20 protein-coding genes and 4 tRNA genes are annotated in these 22,237 nt (G+C 44.7%); 12 read left to right on the top strand and 12 right to left on the bottom strand.

Translation table 11 applies throughout. The annotated features are described in order from the left end of the window. Nucleotides 1–33: 33 nt before the first annotated feature. Together N4A56_RS03220 and N4A56_RS03215 are read right to left on the bottom strand one after the other, a co-directional pair. Complete coding sequence (locus N4A56_RS03220; protein WP_295545021.1) at nucleotides 34–1,491, bottom strand: diguanylate cyclase; 1,458 nt, start codon at nucleotides 1,489–1,491, stop codon at nucleotides 34–36. A 239-nt stretch (nucleotides 1,492–1,730) separates the two neighbouring features. Beyond that, on the bottom strand, nucleotides 1,731–2,198 hold the full coding sequence (locus tag N4A56_RS03215; protein ID WP_295545020.1) for a hypothetical protein: 468 nt from the start codon (nucleotides 2,196–2,198) through the stop codon (nucleotides 1,731–1,733). A gap of 116 nt (nucleotides 2,199–2,314) precedes the next feature. Here N4A56_RS03215 and N4A56_RS03210 point away from each other — a divergent pair, with 116 nt between their 5' ends. The 9 genes from N4A56_RS03210 to N4A56_RS03170 all read left to right on the top strand — a co-directional run bounded on the left by N4A56_RS03210 (nucleotide 2,315) and on the right by N4A56_RS03170 (nucleotide 10,082). Beyond that, a complete protein-coding gene (locus N4A56_RS03210) occupies nucleotides 2,315–2,896 on the top strand; it encodes a tetratricopeptide repeat protein (RefSeq protein ID WP_295545018.1) in 582 nt (193 codons plus the stop codon). A gap of 244 nt (nucleotides 2,897–3,140) precedes the next feature. Continuing rightward, a complete protein-coding gene (locus N4A56_RS03205) occupies nucleotides 3,141–3,671 on the top strand; it encodes a hypothetical protein (RefSeq protein WP_295545017.1) in 531 nt (176 codons plus the stop codon). Next, the gene (locus tag N4A56_RS03200; RefSeq protein ID WP_293668923.1) at nucleotides 3,661–3,936 is read left to right on the top strand and encodes a hypothetical protein; all 276 of its coding nucleotides are present in this window, start codon (nucleotides 3,661–3,663) and stop codon (nucleotides 3,934–3,936) included. Before N4A56_RS03205 ends, N4A56_RS03200 begins: the two co-directional genes overlap by 11 nt. Continuing rightward, on the top strand, nucleotides 3,936–4,595 hold the full coding sequence (locus N4A56_RS03195) for a terminase small subunit (RefSeq protein WP_295545015.1): 660 nt from the start codon (nucleotides 3,936–3,938) through the stop codon (nucleotides 4,593–4,595). Before N4A56_RS03200 ends, N4A56_RS03195 begins: the two co-directional genes overlap by 1 nt. Before the next feature lie 912 nt (nucleotides 4,596–5,507). Next, nucleotides 5,508–6,629: a branched-chain amino acid ABC transporter substrate-binding protein gene (locus tag N4A56_RS03190; protein WP_295545013.1), complete on the top strand. Its 1,122-nt coding sequence runs from the start codon at nucleotides 5,508–5,510 to the stop codon at nucleotides 6,627–6,629. A gap of 84 nt (nucleotides 6,630–6,713) precedes the next feature. Next, nucleotides 6,714–7,619: a branched-chain amino acid ABC transporter permease gene (locus N4A56_RS03185; RefSeq protein WP_295545012.1), complete on the top strand. Its 906-nt coding sequence runs from the start codon at nucleotides 6,714–6,716 to the stop codon at nucleotides 7,617–7,619. Continuing rightward, nucleotides 7,616–8,581, top strand: coding sequence for a branched-chain amino acid ABC transporter permease (locus tag N4A56_RS03180; protein ID WP_295545010.1), 966 nt, complete (start codon nucleotides 7,616–7,618; stop codon nucleotides 8,579–8,581). The genes N4A56_RS03185 and N4A56_RS03180 overlap by 4 nt, the downstream gene beginning before the upstream one ends. Further along, nucleotides 8,581–9,351 carry an ABC transporter ATP-binding protein gene (locus N4A56_RS03175; RefSeq protein ID WP_295545009.1) on the top strand — a complete coding sequence of 257 codons (771 nt, stop codon included), beginning with the start codon at nucleotides 8,581–8,583 and terminating at the stop codon, nucleotides 9,349–9,351. Before N4A56_RS03180 ends, N4A56_RS03175 begins: the two co-directional genes overlap by 1 nt. A 14-nt stretch (nucleotides 9,352–9,365) precedes the next feature. Further along, nucleotides 9,366–10,082 (top strand): ABC transporter ATP-binding protein, encoded by a 717-nt coding sequence (locus tag N4A56_RS03170; protein ID WP_293668916.1) that lies wholly within the window; start codon nucleotides 9,366–9,368, stop codon nucleotides 10,080–10,082. Nucleotides 10,083–10,387: 305 nt separating this feature from the next. Here the strand turns inward: N4A56_RS03170 and N4A56_RS03165 are convergent, their stop codons facing one another. Together N4A56_RS03165 and N4A56_RS03160 are read right to left on the bottom strand one after the other, a co-directional pair. After that, entirely contained in the window at nucleotides 10,388–10,612 is a 225-nt protein-coding gene (locus tag N4A56_RS03165; protein ID WP_293668915.1) for a SlyX family protein, read from the bottom strand. Next, nucleotides 10,609–11,079: an EVE domain-containing protein gene (locus tag N4A56_RS03160; RefSeq protein ID WP_295545007.1), complete on the bottom strand. Its 471-nt coding sequence runs from the start codon at nucleotides 11,077–11,079 to the stop codon at nucleotides 10,609–10,611. Before N4A56_RS03160 ends, N4A56_RS03165 begins: the two co-directional genes overlap by 4 nt. A gap of 369 nt (nucleotides 11,080–11,448) precedes the next feature. Between N4A56_RS03160 and N4A56_RS03155 the strand changes: the two genes are divergently transcribed. Next, the gene (locus tag N4A56_RS03155) at nucleotides 11,449–11,919 is read left to right on the top strand and encodes a DUF3124 domain-containing protein (protein WP_295545005.1); all 471 of its coding nucleotides are present in this window, start codon (nucleotides 11,449–11,451) and stop codon (nucleotides 11,917–11,919) included. Nucleotides 11,920–11,921: 2 nt separating this feature from the next. Here N4A56_RS03155 and N4A56_RS03150 read toward each other — a convergent pair whose 3' ends face one another. Further along, entirely contained in the window at nucleotides 11,922–13,337 is a 1,416-nt protein-coding gene (locus N4A56_RS03150; protein ID WP_293668911.1) for a DNA integrity scanning protein DisA nucleotide-binding domain protein, read from the bottom strand. 368 nt (nucleotides 13,338–13,705) lie between these two features. Here N4A56_RS03150 and N4A56_RS03145 point away from each other — a divergent pair, with 368 nt between their 5' ends. Next, a complete protein-coding gene (locus tag N4A56_RS03145) occupies nucleotides 13,706–15,676 on the top strand; it encodes a hypothetical protein (protein ID WP_295545003.1) in 1,971 nt (656 codons plus the stop codon). A gap of 122 nt (nucleotides 15,677–15,798) precedes the next feature. Here the strand turns inward: N4A56_RS03145 and N4A56_RS03140 are convergent, their stop codons facing one another. The 7 genes from N4A56_RS03140 to N4A56_RS03110 all read right to left on the bottom strand — a co-directional run bounded on the left by N4A56_RS03140 (nucleotide 15,799) and on the right by N4A56_RS03110 (nucleotide 20,445). After that, nucleotides 15,799–17,790, bottom strand: coding sequence for a YgiQ family radical SAM protein (locus N4A56_RS03140; RefSeq protein WP_295545002.1), 1,992 nt, complete (start codon nucleotides 17,788–17,790; stop codon nucleotides 15,799–15,801). 88 nt (nucleotides 17,791–17,878) lie between these two features. Next, nucleotides 17,879–18,523, bottom strand: coding sequence for a LysE family transporter (locus N4A56_RS03135; protein WP_293668907.1), 645 nt, complete (start codon nucleotides 18,521–18,523; stop codon nucleotides 17,879–17,881). A 166-nt stretch (nucleotides 18,524–18,689) separates the two neighbouring features. Further along, nucleotides 18,690–19,028 carry an EF-hand domain-containing protein gene (locus tag N4A56_RS03130; RefSeq protein WP_293668905.1) on the bottom strand — a complete coding sequence of 113 codons (339 nt, stop codon included), beginning with the start codon at nucleotides 19,026–19,028 and terminating at the stop codon, nucleotides 18,690–18,692. Between the two features lie 303 nt (nucleotides 19,029–19,331). Next, a tRNA-Asn gene (locus tag N4A56_RS03125) sits at nucleotides 19,332–19,407 on the bottom strand. Nucleotides 19,408–19,593: 186 nt separating this feature from the next. Continuing rightward, nucleotides 19,594–19,669 (bottom strand) — tRNA-Asn (locus N4A56_RS03120). Nucleotides 19,670–20,004: 335 nt separating this feature from the next. Then, nucleotides 20,005–20,080: transfer RNA gene (locus tag N4A56_RS03115), tRNA-Asn, on the bottom strand. A gap of 289 nt (nucleotides 20,081–20,369) precedes the next feature. Continuing rightward, nucleotides 20,370–20,445 (bottom strand) — tRNA-Asn (locus tag N4A56_RS03110). 284 nt (nucleotides 20,446–20,729) lie between these two features. Between N4A56_RS03110 and lysS the strand changes: the two genes are divergently transcribed. Further along, nucleotides 20,730–22,235, top strand: coding sequence for a lysine--tRNA ligase (gene lysS / locus N4A56_RS03105; RefSeq protein WP_293669157.1), 1,506 nt, complete (start codon nucleotides 20,730–20,732; stop codon nucleotides 22,233–22,235). Nucleotides 22,236–22,237 lie beyond the last annotated feature (2 nt).

Genomic DNA, 22,237 nt, shown 5'->3' with positions numbered 1-22,237 from the left:
TCTGCGACAGGAGTTCATTTCCATTGATGGCTCTCAAACGACAAACGGGCTGGACTCTGTCCGCTTGCATGCATACATGGCGTGGTCTGCTTTAGAAAGGAGATCATCTGCATTTGTACCGTGTTCTGGACAGAGCGCAACGCCCATGGCAGCCGTGACGTTGATAGTCGTGTTATCACAAAATGTTACTTGCTGTGCGGTATGATAGGCAATTCGAGTCAGAGTCGCTTGTAGATCGTCCATGGACTGGATGCCGCTAAGAAGAAGCAAGAATTCATCTCCACCAGGACGCGCAACCAAGTCTACCTCTCGCAGAACACTTTTAAGGCGACTGGCTGTCTTTTTTAAGACTTCATCACCAAAGTCATGTCCCCTAGTGTCGTTGATTTCTTTGAACTTGTTTAAATCCATAAAAATGAGTGCAAATGGAATTTGGCTTCTGCGCTGCAATTCTATCGATTGTTTCAGCTGCATTTTGAAATGGCGACGGTTCGCGACCCCTGTAAGCCCGTCATGCATTGCCATGTGTTGAATATGGCGCTCTTGTGCTTTTTTCTTGGTTATGTCTTCAAGAATCAATACATATCGAGAGGCTTTGCCATTTTCTGTGACAGGTGAAATAGAAATAGAAAACCAGCAGTTACCTTTTTTGCAGCAGGGAGCATAAATTTCGCTATGCCATTCGGATTTTGTTGCCAAGTTTTCCCACGATAAGACAGATTCTTCTGGAAGGTTCTCGAAAAAAGGAATTTTGTTGCCGTGGAGTTCTTCGGCAGTATATCCTGTTAGCTTTGCAAATCGTGTATTGATGTGCACGACACAGCCATCGCTTGAAAGAATTGCTGTGCCGACTGGACTTTGTTCAAGTGCTGTCGAAAAAGTACGGATTTTATCGTGAGCTGCATGAAGGTCTGAACAATCGCGTACAGCAATAACGAGTGTACGCTTTCCAGAAATTGATACTGACCGCATTGACACCAAAGCAAAAAAGTCTGCCCTGTTTTGAGATTGAGATATTGCCTGTAGATTGTTTGCTGTTTGCCCCGTTATGAGTGCTGTTGCAAACTCTTGAGCATCTTGTTCATTTGCCCATGTAAAAAGGGTGTTGACCGGATTATTGTAAACGTCATTCCAGTCATAATCGAGTAACCTGAGAAAGCTCTCGTTAACATCAGTTACAAGACCGGACTCCATGTCTGCCAAAAGAATTGAGTCCGGCGTGGCGTGGAATGTTGTTTCAAATTTATTGGTTAATTCAATGCGTGGAGTGCAACGTTCCAACCGCAAGCGTTGTGCTTCTCGGCGTGCAGAGCGTGCCCTGCGTTCCACGTCAACAAGTCGCATGCGGAGTTGCGTGACTTCCGTTTTTGTCGCAGCCAGTTGTTCTAGGCGGGAATTTGCAATTTCTTCAATCTTGCTGTTCTGGGAGGCGAAATAGCTTGTGAAAAGGAAAATTATAGTTCCTAAAAATAGTGGAAGAAAAAAGTGCACGGGAGAAGACTCCGTGAACCATTGGTGAACGGCAAGGTGATAGCATATTGCGCAGCACGTGGCGATAATGAAGAAAAGAGCCGGTCTACTCTTCCCTATAAAAGTAGACCGCGGTATTCTGCTCATAACCGATACAGCCCCCCATCGATTATTGCTTGTTTCTATCTTTCCTAAATAGTAGCAGAATCTGCCAGTGCGGGGAATAGGGCTTGTAGAATTATATATAAATTTATGAAAACTTATTGTGGCAGATATTGAGCATCCTGTTGATTTCCGTGCAGTTCGTCAGAAATTGCATGAATAAGGCTAAGTGGAACTTTGTAGAAAAAAGTTTCGGAAAAGAGCGTGCCATCGTCTTTGCTCCAGTCTTTACCGTCAAAAACAAGTGTAAGAGCAGCAAGTTCTGCCTTATTGGCTTGCGGAATTCCTGTCCGGAGAGTTTTTTCACGTACTAAAATGAGCAGGTCTTCCAGTAGGCAAAAAATATCGTCTTCTTCAATGCGGTGTTTATGCAAAATATCTTGAAAATGATGAATAAAGTGGCTTTGCGAGTGGCAGAGTTGAGAGTAAATGGCGTACTGCTCATCAATAGTTTCAAGTAACCGGACGCATCTTTCCGCATTTTCTTTTTGGTGCAAAAAGGGGTAGGAACGAAGCTGCTGCATGAGAGAATGAATTTTAGTGCGTGTAGCTGCAGACGAAAACATGAAAACTCCTGTATAAACAAATTAGTATAGAGGATTCGATAAATCGTGCTGCAAAATGAGTCAATCTTTTTTTCCCAACTTACCTAATAGTTGTGGTGCTTCCGTAAGGTATTTACATGATAAAGCGTTGTATAGTGTTGCTTCTGACAACAGCCTTCTTCCTTTCAGGCTGTTCTGGAACAGTAGCTCAACCGAAGGTTACCCATAATCCGACTGGAATATCGGGAGCTTTACATCACGATGCACAGCTTGCATATGCAAAAGCGCATGTGCTTTGGAAAAACGGTGTATGCGAAAATCCTGCAAAGGCTGCTGGGTTGTTGCGCGAGGCACTGCGTATTGAACCGAAATACGGTGAAGCATGGTTGCGCCGCGGACGTCTATTGATCCAGTTTGAAGAATATGAAGCGGCTGTTGAAGATTTAGATAAAGCTGTGCGGTATTACCCGCAGAGTGATTCCTATGCTTATCGGGGCTATGCAGAGTTTGGACTTGGCAATTATATGGGTGCTAAAAAGAATTACGAAAGAGCGTTGGAACTTGATTCGAAGAGCGGAACAGCTTGGAATTTCTTAGGTGAACTTCTCCTTGCTCAACTTAAAATAGACGAGGGGTGCGACGCTTTGGAAGAAGGATCAGCACTTGGGTATGGCGAACCGTATGATGCTGCAATTGAACGCGGTGTGTGCGTTCCATAATCAGTTTTTTTACTTCTGACCGCGTTCATAAGCTGTATGTTTTTTCTGCTCTAGGGTAGCAGAGTTGATTATTTCAAAATGAAGCATCTTCCTGTTTGGGAAGATGCTTTTTTTTGCGCCATCAGGTCTATCGTCAATCCAGTCAGCGTATGGTTAAGAGTGCGCGCTCAGCCTTGTATCGTTGGGGTTTCGATAATTGTCGTTTTTTTGCGGAGTATAGTCGGTGCAAAGATAAGGAGGCAGTATGGATTGGAAAGAGCTGGCAACGAGTGTGGCAAAGGTTGCGCCAGTATTAGGAGCAGCTTTAGGAGGACCGGTGGGTGCAATTGCGGGTGCTGCCGGAACACTTATCAGCAGTTTCTTAGGGGTAGATCCAGAGCCGCAGGCAGTTGCTGCCGCATTGGAAAATCCACAGGTGCTGTTAAAATTGAAAGAGCTTGAGGTAGAGCAACAGGCGCAACTGCTTGGCTGGCAGCGTGCACAGTTGGAAGCAGAATTACAAAACGTGCAGGGCGCTAGGGCGCGTGAGGTTGCACTTGCTAAAGCAGGGCATGGCGGTGCGTGGATTACTGGTATTGTCTCTCTTGTGGTTATTTGCGGATTTTTTTGGATGCTTAGCGAAGTGGTAGCGGCTCCCGATGTTAGCGAGCCAGCATTATTGCTGCTTGGTTCGTTGGGAACTGCATTTGGGGCAGTGGTTAATTATTACCTTGGATCATCCTTGGGATCATACAGAAAAGATACAGCAGGAAATGGTGGCAGCAGTGGGATGTAACAGTGAAGCGCGTTGGCGCATGGATAGAAAAGTGACGTTGAGTGCTGCTGTCGGGCTTGTTACTACCGTGGCAACGTTAGCAGGAGTATTCAGTAGTTTTAGTGCTCGGCTGGATCATGTAGAGCAAGTTACCGGTACGTTATCGAAAGAGTACGTTGCACAGCAGCAAGTAGTTATTAAAGTAGCGCGGATTGATGAGAGAGTTGCAGCCATGCAGGAAGTTCTGTCAGAGATTAAGGCTGAACTGCGGGGAGTGAAAAAGTGATGGCTGAAGAAGGTTCCGAAGTCGTGTCGGCTGAAGATCGTGCAGAAAACAAGAAGGCACGAAAGCCAGCTGTTCAGCAGAAGGGTGCAGGTAAGACACTTTCAGTCAAACAGCGGCGTTTTGTTGATGAGTACCTGCTAGACTACAACGGACGACTTGCTGCATGCCGTGCTGGATATGCCCAGAAATCTGCTGGTGCTACGGCTACAAGACTTCTTGCGCTGCCCGAAATTATGCAGGCGATTAGCAGGAAGCAGGCACAACGTGCGCAGCGTACGGAAATTACGCAGGACGCAGTTGTCAGAGAATTAGCCGCGGTTGGATTTGCTACGCTGAAGGATGTTTGTGCGTGGGATGACGGGCATCTGACATTGCGTAATTCGCAAGATATAAATAGCGCTCAAGCAGCTTCCATTGCAGAAATTACGGAAACGGTAACAAGCCGTGGTGGGACAGTTCGTGTAAAGCAGCATTCGAAGTTAAAGGCATTAGAAATGCTGGCAAAGCATGTAGGCTTGTATGACCCGCCGGAAGTTGAGCACGGCACTCAAAGTTTGGAAGAGCTTTCGCCTGTGCTGAAAAAACGTCTGGAAGCTATTTATGGCATTATCACAGATGATGTGAAAGAGCCTGAAGCAGTCTTTAAAGACAATGAATAAATTTTTACTCGCCTAATTTTGCTTTGGGAATGCATTAGCTAGTAGTGTGGTTATCCGTGATAGTTAAAGGGGGAATGTACGTGATTTGGCTACTCTGCTTATTTTCATAAGCAGGGTAGCCGTTTTTTTTGAAAAAAAAGAATATGTTGTGGTATGTTCTAGTGTGGTAAGAGTGTACAGAATAGAAGGAGAGTGTAAGGTAAGTGTTCTTTTTATATACAAAAACGTAATATATCTTGCATGCAATATAAATGCCTTAAATGGAAGCTCCCATTTGCCCCTTTATATTTGTCATAAATTGTGTATAAGAAAGGGTTCCTGCATTGAAGTTGGGTGGTGCTGTCTTTGTAATGAATTTTGATGACACGAGTGTATGAGTCATCAAGGTGTTGCAAAGATACCGAAATGAGAAAAATCGTGAATTCTACAGTATGAGCCTGCTTTATGAAGCTGGCAAGCGGACAATAGTGAATAAGTAGCTATTGAGAAGTATTTTTGCTGGATTCTATTTGAAATATTCAGTTCTTGTTTCGGATGTGCATAACTCACTTTTTTATGCAATGCAGTTTTTACATTCATACACTCCCTTTCATTTTTTTGCCGAGTACTGCCAATTTTGTATTGATTGAAGAATCATTCAATGCGTTGAAGCCAACAATGAATTGGACAGGTTAAACGCGTGCACTGTGAAAAAATTATGTATTTTTTCACGCAGTAGGGCGTACTTTGCAATAGAAAATTAGTGTTCTATCACATTAAAACGCATATTTTTTGACAAAATTGTCGTGGGTTGCTATGTGAGAAGAGTATACCTGAAGCCCTGTGAGATCGGGTTGTTAGGTTGGTTTTCGATAAAGGAGAGGGAATTATTTGTAGGATTTTTATAGAAAGTCATCCATAGGAGGATTTCGAATGAAAAGATTTATGCACGTTTTAGCCTTTGGGCTGGTTGCTTCAATGTTGATGTCATCTGCTGCATTAGCAGATACTATTAAAATCGGCTTGCAAGCTCCGCTCACCGGCAAATATGCATCAGAAGGTCTTGATATGAAGAATCTCGTTGAGATTCTGGCTGCGAAAGTCAATGCTGACGGCGGTATTAACGGCAAGAAAGTTGAAATTATCGCAGAAGACGATGCATTTGACCCTAAAACAGCAGCTCTTGCCGCTCAGCGCCTGATTACATCCGGTGTAGTTGCGGTTATTGGTACCTATGGCTCTTCTATTACTGAAGCAGCACAGGACATTTATGACGAAGAAGATGTGATTCAGATTGCAACAGGTTCTACCATGGTGCGTTTGACTGAAAAAGGTCTTGCTAACTTCTTCCGCACATGTCCTCGTGACGATTCTCAGGGCGCAGCCGCTGCACAGGTTTTGAAAGATCGCGGATATAAGCGCATTGCTATCCTGCACGACAACTCTTCATACGCAAAAGGTCTGGCGGATGAGACCCGTAAACTTCTCGACGGAAATACAGTTGTATTTTTTGATGCACTTAATCCGGGCGAGCAGGATTACAACACCATCCTTACCAAGATTAAAGGGTTCAATCCTGACGTAATTTTCTACACTGGCTACTTTAATGAAGCAGGCTTGCTGCTGCGCCAGAAAAAAGAAATGAAGTGGGATGTTGATATGATGGGCGGCGACGCTACCAACAACCTTGATCTTGTTAAAATTGCTGGAAACGACGCAGCTAAAGGGTTCTTCTTTGTAAGCCCTCCGGGTGTAAACGACCTTACTTCTCCTTTTGCAAAAGAAATTCTGGATACCTATAAGGCAAAGTACAACGCACTTCCTGCCTCTATCTGGTCTGTATTTGCTGGCGATGCATTCCTTGCTATTGTTGAAGCAATCCGTCAGACCGACTCCACTGATCCGGAAGTTCTCTCCGAGTACTTACGTAACAAAATGGACAACTATCCTGGGCTGACAGGCACCATCGCTTTTGATAAAAAAGGTGACCGTGCCGGTAAGTTCTATCGCGTTAGCGAAGTTGATGCTAACGGCCAGTTCGTAATGTTACCGTAATTTCGGCTTCTCTTTTCCAGAGCACAGCACGGCAAGGGTGCTGTGCTCTGGATTTTACCGTTTTTTTCTCAACGGGATTTCCTTATGGAAGAATTTTTTCAACAATTGACAAATGGCTTGGCGGTCGGCGGTATTTATGCGCTTATCGCACTAGGATATACCATGGTGTACGGTGTGCTAAAGCTGATTAACTTTGCACACGGCGATCTTTTTACCATTGGTGCTTTTTTAGGACTCACACTGCTCACCTCACTGGGACTTACAGATGCAATCGGACCTGTTGCAGGATTGATTCTTTTGGCAGTGATGGTTGTTATTTTAGTAGGCGTGGTTGGCTTTTTGCTAGAGCGTATAGCCTATCGCCCGCTTAGGACTTCGCCGCGTCTTTCTGCGGTTGTAAGTGCTCTTGGTGCTTCCATCTTTTTCCAGAATGCAATCATGCTTATCTGGGGTGCGCGTCCGTTAGTTTACCCGCACGGCTTACTGCCTAATATCACCGTGAATATATTAGGTGTGGAATTGCCGTTAATCCGTATTTTAATGTTTGCCATCTCTGTAGTGCTTATGTGCGCGTTATACTACCTGACGCATAAAACACGTATTGGTACTGCTATCCGCGCAGCTGCTATCGATCAGGGTGCAGCAAAGCTGATGGGAATTGATGTTAACCGCGTAATCAGCCTTGTGTTTATGATCGGTCCTGCACTTGGTGGTGCTGCTGGCGTTATGGTCGGCTTGTACTATGGTCAGATCAGTTTCACCATGGGCTGGCTGTATGGTCTTAAAGCATTTACTGCTGCAATTCTCGGCGGCATCGGTAACATTCCGGGTGCAATGCTCGGTGGTTTGTTGCTTGGTGTTGTGGAATCGCTAGGGGCTGCGTACATTTCCATTGCATGGAAAGACGCAATCTCCTTCCTTGTTCTCATTCTCATTTTGATCGTCCGTCCTACCGGATTATTGGGCGAAAGGGTGGCTGACAAGGTATGATTATTAGAAAACAAGATATGCTGTGCCTTGCAGGAGTAGCGCTGTTTGCTTGTGCACCGCTGGTGCTGAATGCATATTGGACTGATGTATTGAATAACATTGGGCTGTACGCAATCCTTGCGCTTAGTCTGAATATTATCCTCGGTCAGTGTGGTCTTTTCCAGATGGGGCATGCTGCGTTTTTTGCTGTAGGTGCGTACACCTCTGCAATTTTGAATACAATGTTCGACATACCTCTGCTGTGGACTATGCCATTGGCTGGTATCCTCGCCGGTTTGTTCGGGTTGATTGTAGCAAGACCGATTATTCACCTGCGCGGTGACTACCTGCTTATTGTGACTATCGGTATTGTAGAGATTATCCGCATTGCACTTATCAATGACGTTGGCGGATTAACCGGTGGTGCAAACGGCATTTTCGGCATTGATCGTCCAATGTTGTTCGGTCTTAAAATTAAGCGTCCGTATCAGTTCTTCTACCTTATCTGGGGATTCTGTGCGGCTACGATATTCTTATTCCACCGTTTGGAAAACTCACGCTTCGGCAGGGCGTTAAACTACATTAAAGATGATGATGTCGCTGCTGAAGGCTCCGGTATTGATATTTCCCGCTACAAGCTTATTGCTTTTGTTATCGGCGCATTTTGGGCTGGTATGGTGGGCACTATCTTTGCTGGGAAAATGAAGATTATTTCACCGGAATCATTTTCTTTCTGGGAATCTGTACTTCTATTCACCATTGTTATTCTTGGCGGCATGGGATCTATTCGCGGGGTGCTTCTTGGTGCTTTCCTTATTATTGGTCTGCCTGAATTATTCCGTGATTTTGCATCAGCTCGAATGCTTGTATTCGGTGCAGCAATGATCGCCATGATGATTTTCCGTACTCAGGGGCTGTTGCCGCCGTTACCGCGAAAATACAATGTTGCCCGCTTTTTCAGCAACGCTGAAGGAGAGCAGTAATGAGTCTTATTGAGCTTAAAAACTTAACAAAAAGCTTCGGTGGGTTGCTTGCCGTTAATGACGTTTCCTTTAGCGTTGAAGAGGGAACTATCGTAGGGCTTATTGGTCCTAACGGCGCTGGCAAGACTACAGTATTTAACCTGATTACGGGCAACTATGTTCCAGACACTGGCGAAGCTGTTTTCAACGGTAAAGATGTTGTGGGCATGCAGACCCACCGCATTGTTAATCTCGGTATTGCCCGTACGTTTCAGACAATTCGACTCTTCAAGAGTTTGAGTGCGTTAGAAAATGTGCTCTCCGGCTGTCATTGCCGTATGAAATCCGGTATTTTTGCTTCCATGTTCCGTACTCCTGCACAGCGTGTTGAAGAAAAACACGTGCTTGAAAAAGCCATGGCAGAACTAGAATTTGTCGGCTTGAAAGACCAGTGGGATACGCAGGCTGACAGTTTATCCTACGGAAAGCAGCGCTTGCTGGAAATTGCCCGTGCATTGGCGACAGAACCAAAGTTCATTATTCTTGATGAGCCTGCTGGCGGTATGAACGATCAGGAAACGCAGGAGCTTATTGATCTTATTAAGGCTATTCGTGACCGCGGAATTACTGTTCTGCTGATTGAACACGACATGAGTCTTGTTATGAAAATCTGTGAGCATCTTGTTGTTCTTGAATACGGTGCTGTGATTGCAGAAGGCGATCCTGAAACAATTAAAAATGATCCCCGAGTTATCGAAGCATACCTCGGTGCTGATGATGATCTGCTGTAAGGGAGACCTGCCATATGCTACTAGAACTTCGTGATCTGCACGTAAACTACGGCAACGTAGAAGCACTGCACGGCATCAACCTCACAGTAGAAGAAGGTGAGATTGTTACTATTCTCGGCGCAAACGGGGCGGGAAAATCAACGACGCTTAACTCTATCTGTGGGCTTGTGAAGGCTGCCAAGGGAGAAATTCTTCTTGATGGCAAGCCTATCCATTCAATTCCTGCACATAATATTGTTAAGCTTGGTATTTCCCAATCTCCAGAGGGGCGTCGTGTATTTTCTACACTTACTGTAGAAGAGAACATGGATCTTGGCGCCTTTACACTGAAGGATAAGGCGAAAATCGAACGCAATAGAGAATGGATTTACGACTTGTTTCCGCGTCTGCTGGAACGTCGTAGCCAGCTTGCCGGTACTCTTTCCGGCGGTGAGCAGCAAATGCTCGCAATCGGTCGTGCATTGATGTCCAGCCCTCGACTGTTGCTGCTTGATGAACCTTCGCTTGGTCTTGCACCGATTCTTGTAAAGTCGATTTTTGAAACTATCCGTAAGATTAACAAGCATGGGCTTACTGTTATTCTTGTAGAACAGAACGCACGTGCTGCGCTTAAACTTGCGGATCGCGGATACGTAATGGAAGTAGGCAACATTGTACTTGCAGATAATGCAGATACCCTACTTTCTAATCCGGAAATTCAGTCTGCATACCTTGGTGGTAAGGGGAAATAGGTTTCGTAGACACCTTTGAAGGGGGAGCAATATATGTTCTTGTTTTTTGCAAGATGCCTTTGGTAAGCAGAACCCTTCGATTCCTTTGCCCCAGTTATTATATGATTGCATATCATTTTTAAGACTAGCTTTAGCGCAACATTGCTTTGCAACGGGGTAGTCTGTGATGAAAAGTGGTACATAAGCATAAAAAAGGTTGCCTTTCTCAGAGAAAGGCAACCTTTTTTATTTTACTGTCGATAGCGCAACATGGGCTTAGAAGCCAGCGTTTGCGTATTCGCGGATGATGTTGATTTGGCAATGGGCTAGATATTGCCACCATAATGTGGTGGTGGACCATCATCAACACCGCCATCGTCAAGAACAGGGCTAAGCTGGCGAATTCGCAGAATCATAGCCTCCATCTTTTTTTCCATTTCATCGATTTGAAATTGTTGATTCGTCAACGCTTCATTGAGTTCAGTAATAGTCTTTTCTTGAAAATACAGCTGTTCTTCTAACTGCGTGAGGCGTTCTTTGGTTTCTTTCATGCCTGCTCCTTTGCAAGGTTGCAGATGATATCGAATTCTTTTTTATCAACTGGCATTACGGAAAGGCGTGAACCTTTGCGTAACAGCTCCATGTTCTCAAGTCCCGGAATCTGTCGTAACTCTTTTAATGTAAGAGCGCGGGGAAATTTTTCGACAAATTTTACGTCTACCATAAACCAACGTGGATTATCTTCAGTTGATTTTGGATCAAAATGATCGTCTTCCGGATTCCACGCAGTATGGTCGGGGTAACTTTCTCTGACGACTTCACATACGCCGACAACTGAAGGCTTGGTGACGCTGTGGTAAAATAATACCTTATCGCCAAGTTTCATATCATCGCGCATGAAATTGCGTGCCTGATAATTTCGTACGCCGTCCCATGAGGTGACCTGATTCGGCTCATTTTCCAATGTGTCGATAGAGTAGCATCCAGGTTCAGACTTAACGAGCCAGTAGTTTGCCATAGTACGCTCCGTTTCTATTATGAAGACTGGGCAACAGCCTTGGTGTCGAACATATTTCTATATCAACAGATTAGCGTAGTCCGTTTTTGAATACAAGTGCAGTGGTGCGTATTTGGAATGCAACTTACGATGGTGGTCAGAGCGTAGCACAGTTTTAGCAAGTCGGTAACGGATTTCTTTGTACGAGATTAAATGTACATATGAGTGAATGAGGCTGTGGTAGCGGCTATAGAGAAGTCGTGTTGTTATAGATAGAAGTGTTTTTTCGTAATATACCAATAAAATAGATGATTACGCTTTTTTAAAAAATGTAACTCTGCTATGCTGCACTCTCAAAATAATATGTAATTTATATTACACGAGGTTCGTATGAGTGCTTTTCGTATCGTATGGGCTACAGGTATATTGTTTTTTGTGGCTGCAATAGCATTTCCCAGTAATAGTTCGGCTCGTACCAGACAGAATGGGCAAACTTTGTATGTTCCAGCATACGCGTACATTTATCATGGAAATAAAGAAGCAAAAATAAATGTTACAACAACATTAAGCGTACGCAATACAAGTAGGACAGAGTCAATCCGCATTACGAGTTTAGAATTTTTTGATACTGATGGGAAATTATTGCGTCGCTATGATGATCTTCCAGCGGTCATGAATCCACTTCAGTCCTTACGGTATGTCATTAGCCTTGATGATGACTCCGGTGGGTCTGGCGCAAATTTTATTCTTAAATGGGAAGCCGACAGAGCCGTGGACGTACCCATTGTAGAGAGCATAATGCTCGGTACAGGTTCATCCTATGGTTTTGCTTTTGTATCCCAAGCTGTTCCTATTCAATAGAGCTATTCGTTTATCCAGTCTGAGAGTAACGGTGGTGTGCAATTGTAACTGATGGGTTTCCAGCTGCATTGTGCTGTAAGTTCAACACCATGCTGGATTACTGAAACAGGTCTGTCGGAAGAAACCACAATAGCGATAATATTTTTATGTAGCGCAGTGAATCGTAATGCCGAGTTAAATCGAGCACCGCGTGCCCTGTTTTCTCCGGGGACAGCTCGACCATCCAGAAGGCAGGCAAAACCCAGCAGGGTAGATGTCTTGCTGATGTGCAATGCGCCGTCTACTTTGGCAAGTGAACAGGCTATGTCAATATTTTCCGGCAGGCTTAAATCAAGCGGGGTTTGCAGTGTCTGTCCTGCAATATTACGGGGGATTGTATTAAGGTCTAATACAAGGGTGCAACCATGCTTACGCTCTCGTGCGCGGATTACAACACGGGTTGTATACTGAAAAAGGCTGTGCCGCTGCTCTGGTGTTACGGTGGATTCAAACAGGGCTTCTTCAAGTTGAACGAGGTTCGGGCGGCGGTTGGTAGCAAGAAAATTTCCTGATGCAAAACTGCAAATAAGTTCATCATCCAGAGTGACCAGCCCGTGGTTTCCCTCGAATGTTGCGACAATAGTGCCAGGCGGTAATTCTCCCGCTGCAATTCCCGCAAGGGTGCAGCCATCCGAAATAAGATACCGGTCTGTATTTTCTACAGCTTGCAATGTTTTTCTGCAATGCCTGAGGTTTACGAGCAGTGGCTGCTCCATTCGTGGAAACGATGCAAGAAACTGGACGTGCTGTAACAGGCGCGGTTCAACAAAGGCTATTTTCCCCCTCGGCCATGCTCCTTCCTCCCGTGTATTTGAAATTCCTAAAATTGCATTCAATGTTGGATAGATACGCAGGTATGTGTCCATACCTAGTGCCTCGCTACGTTTATCGATGATATAATCGCGGATGGCGTGTTGTGCATAGCCTTGCAGTACATAGCTGGAGGTATCGTTGCGCAGTCCGGCATCTTGGCTGAAATCAGCGCACAATTGAGTGGCTGCATATTCCAGCCAGCGTAACGTAGGTCCTTTGGAACAGATATCTGGGTGTTCCTCCGTAAACCACATTTGAAACGGCAATGTAGTGCACGAGCCGCCATATGCTATGAGTCCCGTTAGTTGTGGATCGTTAGCCGGATCAAATTCGGAACGCAAATTGTGCGAAACTGTGTCTTGGAAGCTCTTGAAAAGATCTTTGAGGCGAGGCTGATGTCCATCAAGCAAATTTTGCGGATCGAGAATATAAAAAGGTTCGTTACGCTCAAGGCAAATAATTAACGCAACTCGGCTGGCACCGGCAAAGTGCGATAACCCATCGCTCAATCCGTCAAGAATATTATAAATACTCCTTCTCCACTGGGATGTATGCATCATGGTCATTTTTTGATCCTCCCGACAGATTTTGCGTCATTCTTTGCAGTGTAAAACCAGCAAGTTACTTGTAGAATATCTATTTCAAGTAATGACAATGCGTCATTGTGAAATGTATAGTTAATTTAGTATAACTAATTAAAATTGCTCCATGGAGCTGTGTTAATTATAATACTTCACAGACTATCTGCATGTTGGGAAAGGGGCAAGGAATAGTGTGCCGTTAGAACGTAATATATCCATTAAATTACTATATATAATCGCTTGGGTAGTGCAAAAAATTGAATCTGTTGTATAGATATACGTAAGCTCAACCAGCGTATTTGCATTCCAGATATGAAAAAGTGCACCTCGAACCGTATTTTCAGGAAAAATATATGGCTGATAAAAAGAATATGGGAAAAGTTCTTCCATTTCAGATAAATGACTCTGCTTCGAAAGCTTCAAGTGATGGCTCGTACTCTCGTTCTCTAGAGGCTGAAGAGGATGCACGGCAAAAGTCTTGTAATGTGCCAAAGCGTACTGAAGTAACAGTCCAGTTTGACCCATGGTCTGATGAGGCATGGCAGGCATCACTGACAGGGGTAGAAAGTGATCTTGTGTCTGAGCTGTTTGGGGCTGAAGAAAATCCGTCATCAGCAAATGATGTGACCGTAGAAGAAATGCAGTGGCTGTTGAAGCGCCCGTTTGAATCTGAAAATTCTCTGGATGCAGAAGCAGGCACAGATCCCAGTGACGGGCTTATACCTTCAGGCAGTGAAGGGGTGTTAGCAGGACTAGCACCCGAACAGCTAGCAGAAGCGCAAAAAAATGGTACGCTTACACAGCTGCTCGAATATCGTTACCGGAAGACTGTACAATTTCCTGTGCTGGACAAAATTATGAGTCAATTTGCATCAGGTGCTACAAAGCGGCTTCGCAAATTGACAGGATGTCCGTGCAGCGTAACGCCAGTGCGGACTGTTCGCGCTCCATTCGATGTCTGGCTGCGTATGGATCATCCTGTTGCAACGAGTTTTTCCATGTTCCCATTAGATGGAGTGAATTTTGTGGGACTGGAAAGGGACGTCGCAGTAGGGCTTGCACATGCACTCTATTCTGCGGGTACGCAAGAGTCATCGCGTGTACTGTTATCGAGGATAGCAAAGCAAAAAAAATCAAAAGAGACTTGTGGGTTTCCAATTGCCAAGAGTGTTGTGAGACATCTGCTACATTTATTGTTGCTTGAAATGGAATGGGCTTTTGCGCCGTATTACGAGATAGAGTCAATTCATGGTAAATCTAGTGAACAGGCAGAGTACGCAAACTATTTTGAGTTGGATCAATCGTGCATTGTCTGTGAGTTGTCTGTGAGTGTAGGTGATGAAGGTAGACATCAAGATGGTTCTAATGGAATGAACGGTACAATGATGCTTGTTTTCCCTGAGAAGGCACTTGGAGAGATCATTCCAATACTCACAGGCAAGCAGGAAATTTTAGTACCGGAATTTGCCGAGATGAATGCGTCGGCTATCGAAAAGCTGGTGCGTCTTGATAATGATACATTACGCATAGAACTTATGAGTCAGCACCCCCTTTCAGCAGCAGTTATTTTATCCCAACTTTCAGAGGACAGAAGGTATGCGCTGGTAGAAAAAATGCCTTTTGAAAAACAGGAGGCTATCGAGCGGCGAGCAGGGCATAGAGCTGGAGTTGAAGTTGTATTGTCTGAATCGCAGCAGTTTGTTGCCTCAGTGCTTGCCTTGGGTGAATCGCATGCAGCACAAGTGCTCAGTAGTTTTTCGCCAGAAGCAGCCGCCGGTTTTTTGCGGGAGGCGGGGAAGTTACCTTCGTTGTATCCCGAGCAGGTAAAAGCATTATTGCGAAGCCGTAATAGCTCAATAGTAAGTACCGGAGCGCTTGTTGTAGACAGTGCTTTGGTACGAAGGCTTATGATACGCGCCATTGCTGCAAAGGATATGGCTCAAGTTGTAGCATTATGTCGGAATGACAGGGTGCACATGCCGTTTGCACCGATTATTTCTGTGCCAGTAAAAGAGATTGTAGCAGTGCTACGCAATGAGCCTGTAGCTATTCAGCGGGCTGCTATAATATTGTTGCTGAGAACAGACAGGGACTACGCTGCGCAATTGTTTGAAGAATTTTCCGCTGCGGAGCAAAAAGAAATAATGTTGCAGCTAGAACACGAAAAGAGAATTGAGCCTGAATGCATAACGCTATTAGAAAATCATCTTATAGTGCAGCTTGAAAGTAGGACAGAAAAAGAAATTATAAGCATGCCGGGAAAAGAACGGTGGGCTGTCTCAGGAACGGTGGAGTGGCTGCTGAACAATGTTTCCCGTGAATAATTTTGAAGGAAATTCTGTTGCTTTACTGAACAATAAAAAACGACGTGCAGAAATTCTGCACGTCGAATATAAGCTGTAAATATCGTTGCCACTAGAGCAGAGCATTAGCGGATAAGGATACGCTACCTCTTGTTGATTGCAAAAGGGGATGCCTTGCCCTGACCAGATTGGGCATTTCGTGATGAACGCTTTCCCTGTGTAGAACGGTTGCCATTTTTTGCATGGTTTTTATGTTTAGGCTTGCCGTCGTGTTTTGTTTTTCTTTTATTGGAACGCTGGTTAGAATCTGAATAGTCGTCAGATTTTTTAGCAGCATATGCACCGCGGTTACCGCGTTGTGTGTGCGTTTTTTTTCGTCCTACACTTGGCATAAGAATGTGATGTTGACGAAGTCGCTCCGCATCAGTGCGCGCTACATAAAGCTCGTTCCCTTTTTCATCGATTTTTGCGTAATACGAGGCAGTAGCTACAGTCCCCGGTGTAGGGATAAAGCATTGAACCTGCTGTGGCTGCCAGCCACGGGCGCGAAGCCAGTTGCCAAGCTCGTGCATATGGTTGTCAGTACACCCCGGAAATGCACTCATAAGGTAAGGGATAACATATTGTTCCTTGCCTGCTTGCTCGGAGTATTTTTTAAACGCATCAAGGAATCGTTCGAATGACGCAAGACCTGGCTTACGCATACGATTTAGCACGCCGTCACAAATATGCTCAGGAGCAACTTTTAGCTGTCCGCCGGTAAATTCCATTGTATAGGCACGCAGCGCAGTTTCTTCTTTTTGTGCCAGATCATATCGCACGCCGCTTGCGACGCGGACATTTTTAATCCCCGCTGTTTTTTGGATATCTCGAAGCAGTGCAATGCCTTCTGCCTGATTGACGGTGAACTGCGGGCAAACCTTCGGGTGCATGCAGCTTTGTCGCTTACATTTTTCAGGACTTGCCTTGCAGTATGCCTGCCACATGTTTGCGGAAGGACCGCCCACATCGCTTATGGAACCTTTGAAGCGTTTGTTGCGGATGAGGGTTTCTATTTCCTGCATAATGGATTCTTTACTGCGCGATGCAATCCGTCTGCCTTGATGCAGGGCAAGTGAGCAGAATGAGCATCCACCACCACAACCACGGTGAGTTGTAATACTGGTTGTCATCATGTCTACGCATGGAATTTTTTCTTTGTAGGAAGGATGTTGCGTTTTGGCGTAGGGCAGACCATACAATTCGTCCATTTCTTCTTCAGACAATGGTAATGCTGGCGGAGCTAAAATGACTGCACGCTTGCCCACAGGTTGAATTGCCCATCCATCGGCTGCTTGAACATGACGTTCCAGTTTGAGCGTGGCTGTCATCAATTGTTTTGCATCAGCTTCGATTTCTTCGTGCGAAGGCAGTTCTACAAGTTTTGCTTGCGGCGGAATATCATCGTGTGTGCCCATATAGGCAATGCCTCTGACATCCTGTGCGATATAGGAAAAAGGAGTGCCGGATGTTTCGCCGTACTGATCGAGAACATGCGCAATGTGGAGCATGGCGTATTCACCCATGCCGTAAACTATGCAGTCTGCTTTGCTATCTAATAAAATGGAGCGGCGAAGCTTATCTGTCCAGAAATCATAATGGGTAATACGACGTAATGAAGCTTCAATACCGCCGATAACCACAGGAATGTTTGGAAATGCGCTGCGAATAAGGTTTGAATATACGATTGTGGCGCGGTTCGGGCGTGCTCCTGCTTTACCACCCGGTGTGTACGCATCATCGTGGCGTTTTTTTCTGAACGCAGTGTAATGCGCCAGCATGGAATCAATAGCACCTGCACTCACAGAGGCGAACAGCCGAGGACGTCCCATAGCACAAAGATCCTCAGGAGAATCCCAGCGGGGCTGCGCAACAATCCCTACTCGGTATCCATGTGCTACCAGCCAACGTCCTAACAGAGCAGCGGCAAAACTTGGGTGATCTACATAAGAGTCACCTGTAACGAAAAGTATATCAAGCTCATCCCAGCCAAGCTCGTCCATTTCTTTTTTGGACATTGGAAGAAAAGCAGGCTGCTCAAGCGGTGTGCGCCCAAGTACAAGGCGGCTAGATTTTTGTTTCCATGTTTTTGTCATGCGCGGAATATAAGGATTGCACTGTGCTCTGGCAATAGACAATTCCCGTGTGGAGAAATTACTATGCAGCTCTTTACTTTTAGTAAAATTATAGTTCGACAATAAGGCTTAGAAGCGAAAGACAACCGAAAGTGACGATAATTGTACCGGATATTTTGCTGATAAGCTGAGTGTGTTTTTCTACGTATGTCCGCATTGCGTTGGCACAGAAAGCTAATCCGCACCACCAGATTGCAGAGCCTATAAATACACCAAGCACGAGAAGTGCGGCATCGACTACGTTGGCTTTGTGGTTAATGCCGAATGTCGCAAAAATAACTGTAAAAGCTACAATTGTTCCGGGGTTCATAACTGTAAGGACAAAGGTGCTGAAGCAGGCTGTGAGAAGTCCCGGTTTATGCCTGTTAATGGTTTCATCGTCTGACTCTGTTGCAGGTGCGGGGTGTTGACGGAGCATATGGACGCCGATTGCCATAAACAATAAGCCCCCAACAAGGCGGATGGCTGTGCTCGAATTTGTGATGAGATTGGTTATGGCAACCAGTCCGAATGCAGCTACCGCTCCGTAAAAAAGATCAGCAAAGGCGGCTCCAAGACCGGAGATTACCCCCACAAGCTTGCCATACCGTAATGTTCGGTGGACACACAGAACGCCAACCGGCCCGACGGGAGCGGCGATGGTAAGACCGATAATAAGTCCTTTGAAGAAAAAAAAGAGTAAAGCAAGGCTCATTAGTGCGCTGTTCCTATGGTGTGAAAAGGGTAAACGAATACGTGCTCTTGGCATCATACCGCAAAAAGGCTTTTAGAGGAGCTACTTAATTACAGTTCTGTGCAAGAACGACATAAAAAAAGCCGACTGAATGGTCGACCTTTTTTATGGGAGTAACTTTTGATTTTTATTTGCTTGGAGGCGCAATAAGTTCTGGAGCACCGGAAGCTTTTTTACCGCCCATCATGCCGCCGCCCATTTTTCCACCCATCATGCCGCCGCCTTTTTTGCCGCCAGTATTGTGACCGGACATGAAGGCTTTCCATTCTTCTTCTGAAATTCCTTTGGAACCATCTTTATCAATTGTCTGAAAAGCGAGTTCTTTCATGGAAGGGTAGGTTTTGGAAAATTCTTCCCAACTGACGCTGGCGTCGTTATTGGAATCCATTTTTTCAAATTTACTTTGAGCGGATGCAGCAGTGGCAAAAATACATACGATAGCAAGAGCAAAAAGAATTTTTTTCATAATATCTCCTTGTGCAGCAGGTTGTGGCAACAACACTGTGCAGGTTTATGCGCGGCACAGGATCGCAATTGAATCAGCGGTAGTATCCTGTGTTATGTTTGTAAGTGCAGCAACAAAAAAGGAAAATTTTCTATTCTGCAAAATCAGTTTGGCTAGAATACCTAGGAAAATGCCATGCGTCTACCGTGTAAAAAAACTATACAGGTAACAAAGGATGAGGCGTTGTGGAGCGTAGGGCTATGCTGGGGAGGGCTTTCAAATAATACAAAAAAGCCTCTTTCTTTCGAAAGAGGCTTTAAAATCTGGCTCCTCGAGTAGGACTTGAACCTACAACCTAGTGATTAACAGTCACCCGCTCTGCCTATTGAGCCATCGAGGAATATTGTGTGCTTCGGTTTCCCTCAGCGCGAAAATGTGTTTACGGATTTGCTTCGTGCTCGTCAACAAAAAAATCAATAAATTTGAAAAAAGTGGAAATAAATACAAGAAGTGTGCATTCCGTACTTCTGAAGTTTACGTCAAGGCACAAAAAAAGCCTCTTTCTTTCGAAAGAGGCTTTGAAATCTGGCTCCTCGAGTAGGACTTGAACCTACAACCTAGTGATTAACAGTCACCCGCTCTGCCTATTGAGCCATCGAGGAATATGTTTGCTTGAGGTGTTTCCCTCAGTGCGGAAAAGCTTTTATGGAAAAGAGAGAATGCCGTCAAGCAAAAAAATAAAAAATTTTAAAAAAGAGATCAAAGCGTGTTCGAGGGAATTCCTGCTTTGTATTGCGAGAATGTCTTTTTCTAAAAAGAAGGTGTGGGCTACCTCTTTTTGTAGGAAGCAATGTTTGCATCGGGTAACAGTATATAGATTGATTCTGAGTGACTTGTTGAGGAGCAAAAGTTTGAGCGGTGGTAACCCCAATGAAAAGCCGATGAAAATCTAAGAATACAAAAAAAGCCTCTTTCTTTCGAAAGAGGCTTTGAAATCTGGCTCCTCGAGTAGGACTTGAACCTACAACCTAGTGATTAACAGTCACCCGCTCTGCCTATTGAGCCATCGAGGAATATGTGCTGAATCAATCAGCGCGAGATTCTGTATACGGATTCTGCGATGGGAGGTCAAGAGGAAAAAGAAAAAGTTCTTTGATTTTGTGTTGGATGATCTCCATACAGTAGTTGTTGTTACCTATACGAAGTGTGAGAAAAATCTGTTTTTTGGTGTTGAATCATGTATAATGTAAAATAGTTACAGCGTGCTGTGCTATTGTGTCGTTTGGTGGGAATGTATTTTGAGGCAATTTTGTACTGTATAGTACAAAAAAAGCCTCTTTCTTTCGAAAGAGGCTTAAAATCTGGCTCCTCGAGTAGGACTTGAACCTACAACCTAGTGATTAACAGTCACCCGCTCTGCCTATTGAGCCATCGAGGAATATTATGTGCTTTGGTTTCCCTCAGCGCGAAAAGTTGTTTAGAGAAAACCTGTGGAGTGGTCAAGCATTTTTTATTTTTTTACGAAAAAAAGTGTAAAATTGAAATTTATGCGCAGAGACGAAGAGGGTTCCTTGACGATTTCTGGTAATTGGCATAACCCTTCCCAATTCAGCAGTGATCGAATTCATTATACGGAGTGATCCCGTGAGCGAACAGGAACAGTCAAAACGTAAAAAAATAAAACTTCCCACAAAATCCAGTCAGGCAGAATACTTTATGCCAATGCTGGAAAGCTTTGTTGACCGCGATGAGTTAAACGAAGTGGTGAAGAATAGAGTGGCAAAGTCCTGCGACTTAATGGACGCAGGCATTTCCTTGTACCCTAACGGGTTTAAAAAGGAAGACGATTTTTCTCAAATTCGTGCAGAATATGAAGGACTTGATGCCGAAGAATTAGAATCTCTTGATAAGGAATTCTACTGTGCTGGCCGTATTGTCGGTCTTCGTTCTTTTGGTAAAGTAACCTTTTTCCACGTTCTTGATAAAAGTGGTAAAATGCAGTGCTACGCTGCCCGTGATACTCTTGGTGCGGAATCGTACCAGAAGTTTAAAAAGTTCGACATCGGCGATATTGTTGGTGTTGTGGGCACGTTGTTCCGCACTAAAACAGGTGAGCTTACAGTAGACTGTAAGAGTGTGCAGCTCCTTACTAAGTCTATTCGCCCGCTTCCGGAAAAATATCATGGTCTTAAAGACGTTGAGATTCGATATCGCCAGCGTTATGTTGACCTTATTGTAACTCCGAAGACCCGCGAAATTTTCCGCAAACGTACTGCTATAGTACGTGAGTTCCGTAGATTTATGGAAGACAGAGGCTTCATGGAAGTAGAAACTCCTATGATGCATCCTATTCCCGGTGGTGCGACTGCTCGTCCGTTTGTAACGCACCACAACGCGCAAGACCATGACATGTACATGCGTATTGCACCGGAACTGTACTTGAAGCGCCTCCTCGTTGGTGGTTTCGAAAAGGTTTTTGAAATCAACCGTAACTTCCGTAACGAAGGTGTTTCTACCCAGCATAACCCTGAATTTACCATGTGTGAATTTTACTGGGCATATGCAACTTTTGAAGATTTAATGGATCTTACAGAAGAACTTTTTGGACATATTGCCAAGAAGGTGTGTGGTTCTACTATCATCACCTATCAGGGGCAGGAAATTGACCTGACTCCGGGCACATGGCGTCGTATCGGCTTCCTTGAGTCTTTAGAAGTTATTGGTGGTCACTCCAAGGAACTTTACGAAGACTACGACAAGCTTGCTGCATACGTGAAAAGCCGCGGGGAAAAAGTTGTTGAAGGTGAAAAGCTTGCTAAACTTCAGGCAAAATTGTTTGACCTTGATGTTGAGCAGGAGCTGGTTCAGCCTACCTTTATTTACAACTACCCGACAGACATCTCTCCGCTTTCTCGCAAAAACGAAGATGATCCTCGTTTTACTGACCGTTATGAACTCTTCATGACAGGTCGCGAACTTGGTAACGCATTCTCAGAACTTAATGATCCTGTTGATCAGCGTTTGCGTTTCCTCGATCAGGTTGCAGAAAAAGAAGCGGGTGATGACGAAGCACACTACATGGACGAAGACTACCTTCGTGCTCTTGAATACGGTATGCCTCCGGCAGCCGGACAGGGTATTGGTATTGACCGTCTTGTAATGCTTCTTACTGATTCCCCGTCAATTCGTGAGGTTATTCTGTTCCCGCTCCTTAAACCGGAGAGTTAGCC

Source organism: Halodesulfovibrio sp. (assembly GCF_025210605.1).
Lineage (GTDB): Bacteria > Desulfobacterota > Desulfovibrionia > Desulfovibrionales > Desulfovibrionaceae > Halodesulfovibrio.
This window is presented reverse-complemented; position numbering and strand designations above follow the sequence as displayed.

Coding starts and splice junctions, on each gene's coding strand:
- N4A56_RS03215 (WP_295545020.1), bottom strand. CDS start 2,198: ATGTTTTCGTCTGCAGCTACACGCACTAAAATTCATTCTCTCATGCAG.
- N4A56_RS03210 (WP_295545018.1), top strand. CDS start 2,315: ATGATAAAGCGTTGTATAGTGTTGCTTCTGACAACAGCCTTCTTCCTT.
- N4A56_RS03205 (WP_295545017.1), top strand. CDS start 3,141: ATGGATTGGAAAGAGCTGGCAACGAGTGTGGCAAAGGTTGCGCCAGTA.
- N4A56_RS03195 (WP_295545015.1), top strand. CDS start 3,936: ATGGCTGAAGAAGGTTCCGAAGTCGTGTCGGCTGAAGATCGTGCAGAA.
- N4A56_RS03190 (WP_295545013.1), top strand. CDS start 5,508: ATGAAAAGATTTATGCACGTTTTAGCCTTTGGGCTGGTTGCTTCAATG.
- N4A56_RS03185 (WP_295545012.1), top strand. CDS start 6,714: ATGGAAGAATTTTTTCAACAATTGACAAATGGCTTGGCGGTCGGCGGT.
- N4A56_RS03180 (WP_295545010.1), top strand. CDS start 7,616: ATGATTATTAGAAAACAAGATATGCTGTGCCTTGCAGGAGTAGCGCTG.
- N4A56_RS03175 (WP_295545009.1), top strand. CDS start 8,581: ATGAGTCTTATTGAGCTTAAAAACTTAACAAAAAGCTTCGGTGGGTTG.
- N4A56_RS03170 (WP_293668916.1), top strand. CDS start 9,366: ATGCTACTAGAACTTCGTGATCTGCACGTAAACTACGGCAACGTAGAA.
- N4A56_RS03165 (WP_293668915.1), bottom strand. CDS start 10,612: ATGAAAGAAACCAAAGAACGCCTCACGCAGTTAGAAGAACAGCTGTAT.
- N4A56_RS03160 (WP_295545007.1), bottom strand. CDS start 11,079: ATGGCAAACTACTGGCTCGTTAAGTCTGAACCTGGATGCTACTCTATC.
- N4A56_RS03155 (WP_295545005.1), top strand. CDS start 11,449: ATGAGTGCTTTTCGTATCGTATGGGCTACAGGTATATTGTTTTTTGTG.
- N4A56_RS03150 (WP_293668911.1), bottom strand. CDS start 13,337: ATGACCATGATGCATACATCCCAGTGGAGAAGGAGTATTTATAATATT.
- N4A56_RS03145 (WP_295545003.1), top strand. CDS start 13,706: ATGGCTGATAAAAAGAATATGGGAAAAGTTCTTCCATTTCAGATAAAT.
- N4A56_RS03140 (WP_295545002.1), bottom strand. CDS start 17,790: ATGACAAAAACATGGAAACAAAAATCTAGCCGCCTTGTACTTGGGCGC.
- N4A56_RS03135 (WP_293668907.1), bottom strand. CDS start 18,523: ATGAGCCTTGCTTTACTCTTTTTTTTCTTCAAAGGACTTATTATCGGT.
- N4A56_RS03130 (WP_293668905.1), bottom strand. CDS start 19,028: ATGAAAAAAATTCTTTTTGCTCTTGCTATCGTATGTATTTTTGCCACT.
- lysS (WP_293669157.1), top strand. CDS start 20,730: ATGCTGGAAAGCTTTGTTGACCGCGATGAGTTAAACGAAGTGGTGAAG.